This window comes from Candidatus Binatia bacterium (assembly GCA_035631035.1).
Lineage (GTDB): Bacteria > Eisenbacteria > RBG-16-71-46 > SZUA-252 > SZUA-252 > DASQJL01.
Window position 1 is genome coordinate 1 of the sequence record DASQJL010000079.1, and the last position, 3,690, is coordinate 3,690.

Genomic DNA, 3,690 nt, shown 5'->3' on the forward strand with positions numbered 1-3,690 from the left:
GCGAGCATTGCTTCAAAGCATGTCGGCCGGATCCACAGCGAGCATGCTTCAGAGCATGTTGGCTCGATGCACAGCGAGCATGTTTTAAAGCATGCTGGCCCGACCCACAGCGAACATGCTTCAAAGCATGTTGGCCCGACCCACAGCGAACATGCTTCAAAGCATGTTGGCCCGACCCACGACGAACATGCTCCAGGGCATGTTCAACTAGCTCTCGGGGGACGCCTCAGGTCTGCGACCCGGCATGCCCCGGGACATTGTTCGTTCGAACCCCGCTCCGACCCTGAAAGCGAGAGGTCACGATGACCGGGACGCGCATGCTTCAAAGCATGGCCACTTGATCCCGACGGCGCGGCATAAGGTCGTGAAACGTGGCAGTTAGTTTCGGGGCGTCCTGGACAACGCACCTGTTTGCAGCGAATTGCGACGATGTTTCACGTGAAACATGGCGCACCGACGCCTGGCCGATGCACTCCCTAGCCCGGAAAAATCCCCGTCAGCAGCCTTCCACCGAACGCACCCTCGACGACTCGCGCCTCAAATGAACTCTCCGATGGAAGCACCTCCTCGCCGGCTCTCGCGCCAAGGAAGTAGACCCATCGCGCGCCGGGGCGGGCGACGGCCGCTGCGAGTCCGAGCATACGCCCTAGGTCGCCGACCGCGCGCACGACGACTGCGCCGGCCGGCTCCTCGCGCCACTGGCTCTCGAGATCCTCGAGCCGGGCGCACACCACGCGCACGTGACGCAGCCCCAGCCGGCGCACGGCCAGCTCCAGGAAGCCGGCCTTTCGTTCGCGCGACTCGAGCAGCACGACGCGGGTGTCGGGCCAGGCGATGGCGAGTGGGATTCCAGGCAGTCCACCTCCGCTCCCCACGTCGAGCAGGCTGGTGGGAGGGGGATCGAACAGGGCGACGGGATTCAAGGAGTCGAGGATGTGCCTCGTGAACACTTCGCCACGGTCGCCCTTGGCGATCAGCGCGAGCGCCGCCGATCGCTCATGAAGAAGGCGGCCATACTCGCGCCATCCGGCCTCAGCCTGGGGGCTGGTTAGAAGGGCTGACCCAGACTGTGACGCCGCCCCTGCGGCACCCAACTGCGACGCCACCCCTGCGCCGCCCGCGCGCAGGGCCGATCGGAAGCGCTCGAAGTCCGGAATCAGTTCAGCGGGGAGTGGCGCGGGAGCCGCGCCGGCGCTCTCGTTCGGCATAGATCGTCAGGACGGCGACGTCTGAGGGAGAGATGCCCGGGAGCCTGGAGGCCTGGCCCACGGTGGCGGGCTTGAAGCGTGCGAGCTTCTCGTGCGCTTCGCGCGAGAGGCCCTTCAGCTCCTGTCCGAAGAGATCCTCAGGGATGTCGAGACTCTCGTTGCGGGAGGCGCGCTCCACGGTTCGGCGCTGCCGCTCGATGTAGCCCTCGTAGCGAACCTCGATCAACGCCGATTCCAGGATCTCGTCGATCACCGCGTCACGGGTGATCGCCTCGTGCGGTCGATTGGTGATGGAGCCGGCGCCGCGCGTGGCGCGCAGCCTCGAGACCGCATCGCGCCGCGCCACCATCCGAGCGTCGAGCGCGTCGAGCTCTTCCTCCGAGAGCGTCCCCAGCGCGCGCGCGTGATGCGCGAGCCGCTCCGGGGCATTGTCCTGCCGAAGGAGGAGCCGGTGCTCTGCGCTCGAGGTGAACATCCGATACGGCTCCTCGGTCCCCTTCGTCACGAGGTCGTCGATCAGGACGCCGATGTACGCCTCGTCGCGCCGCAGCACGAAAGGAGCCCGGCCCACGAGGCGCGAAGCGGCGTTGATCCCGGCCATCAAACCCTGGGCCGCGGCCTCCTCGTAGCCCGACGTGCCGTTGATCTGTCCCGCGAGATAGAGCCCCCGGACGGGACGGGTCTCGAGCGTGGCGCGAAGCTGGGTCGGCGGCACGAAATCGTACTCGACGGCATAGCCGGTGCGCAGCAGCTCGGCCGCTTCCAGCCCCGGGATCGTATTCAGCATGCCGCGCTGGACGTCCTCGGGCAGGCTGGTCGAGAGGCCGTTCACGTAGTACTCGTGGGTGCTCCTCCCTTCCGGCTCGAGGAAGATCTGGTGCGCCGGCTTCTCGGCGAAGCGGACCACCTTGTCTTCGACCGACGGGCAGTAGCGGGGACCGATGCCGCGGATCTTCCCCGTGTAGAGGGGCGAGCGATGCAGGTTCGCCCGAATCAGGTCGTGCGTCGCGGCGTTCGTCTCGGTGAGATGGCAGAGCACCTGATCGACCCGGAGCGCGCCGGTGAAATGGGAGAAAGGGCGCGGCGGATCGTCGCCCGGCTGCTCGATGCAGCGCGAGAAGTCGATCGAGTCGCGATGGATTCGCGGCGGCGTTCCCGTCTTCAGCCGCACCAGGGAGAAGCCGAGCTCCGAAAGGCAATCGGAGATCCCCCGCGCGGGCGCCTCGCCCACCCGTCCGCCCGGCATCGTCTGATCGCCGATGTGGAGCAGCCCATTCAGGAAGGTGCCTGGAGTCACCACAATCGCATCGGCTTCCAGGGTTATCCCATCCGCGGTGCGAGCGCCGCGCACCGCGCCGTCCGAAACCTCCAGCCCGACGACCTGCGCCTGCACCAGCGTGATCGACGGGATGCGCTCCAGGTGCTCGCGGACGATCGCGCGATAGAGCGCCTTGTCTTCCTGGGCGCGCGGAGACCAGACCGCGGGGCCGCGGCCGCGGTTCAGCATCTTGAACTGGATGCCCGCGCGGTCGGCCATGCGTCCCATGATCCCGCCGAGCGCATCGATCTCGCGCACCAGGTGGCCCTTGGCGAGACCACCGATGGCGGGATTGCACGGCATGTGGGCGATCGAATCGAGGCTCATCGTGACGAGCCCCACCTCGACGCCCATCTTCGCGGCGATGCAGGCGGCCTCGCATCCGGCGTGGCCCGCGCCGATGACGAGGATCGGGAATCGCGTGCGGGCGCCGCCGCCGCGTTCGCCGTTCTCCGGGGCGCGGGCGCCTCCGACCGTGCCGCCGCTCACTTGCCGATGCAGAATCGCGCGAACACGGCCGCGATCACGTCCTGGTCCACGCCGCGGCCGACCATCTCGCCCAGGCTCCGGCGCGCTTCGGTCAGATCCACGGCGATCACGTCGTACGATTCGTCGGCGACGAGGCCCTCCTCCGCGCGGCGGAGCGCCGCGAGCGCTTCGGCGAGCAAAGCCTCCTGTCGCGCGCTCGTCGCGGGGATTTCGTCGCCGGCGGCGCCGTCGAGAATCGCGGGCAGCGAAGCGCGGAGCGCGTTTCGAAGCGGTGCCGCGCCCGCCGGCGCGATCGCGACCGTCTCCACTTCCGCGAGCACGGTGCGCCCTTCGAGCGGCGTTCCCGCCCAGCGGCCGCCGTCCGTGACCCGATCGCCCGCCGCGATCACGCGTCGATCCGCGCCGCGCGGCAGATCCGCCTTGTTCCACGCGACGACGACCGGCCGCGATGCCGAGCCGCTCGAGCCCAGCGCGCTCACGCTCGACTCCGGGTCGGAGCGGTCCAGCACCACGACCGCGAGATCGGTCCGCTCGAGCGCCGACACGGTGCGCTCGACGCCGAGCCGCTCGACCGGATCCTGGCTCTCGCGCAATCCGGCGGTGTCGGTCAGCCGCAGCTCGACCCCGTCGATCCATATGGAGCTTTCCACCGTGTCGCGCGTGGTGCCCGGGATC

3 protein-coding genes are annotated in these 3,690 nt (G+C 68.7%); all 3 read right to left on the reverse strand.

The features are described 5' to 3' along the window. Positions 1 to 476 precede the first annotated feature (476 nt). Entirely contained in the window at positions 477 to 1,208 is a 732-nt protein-coding gene (rsmG, locus tag VE326_08625; GenBank protein HYJ33271.1) for a 16S rRNA (guanine(527)-N(7))-methyltransferase RsmG, read from the reverse strand. Next, the gene (mnmG, locus tag VE326_08630; GenBank protein HYJ33272.1) at positions 1,162 to 3,015 is read right to left on the reverse strand and encodes a tRNA uridine-5-carboxymethylaminomethyl(34) synthesis enzyme MnmG; all 1,854 of its coding nucleotides are present in this window, start codon (positions 3,013 to 3,015) and stop codon (positions 1,162 to 1,164) included. Before mnmG ends, rsmG begins: the two co-directional genes overlap by 47 nt. Next, on the reverse strand, positions 3,012 to 3,690 hold a 679-nt coding region (locus VE326_08635), incomplete at its 5' end, for a GTP-binding protein (protein ID HYJ33273.1). The genes mnmG and VE326_08635, both read right to left, overlap by 4 nt.

What these genes read in the sequence shown, in the direction of transcription:
- rsmG (HYJ33271.1), bottom strand. Translation starts at nt 1,208, where the DNA reads ATGCCGAACGAGAGCGCCGGCGCGGCTCCCGCGCCACTCCCCGCTGAA.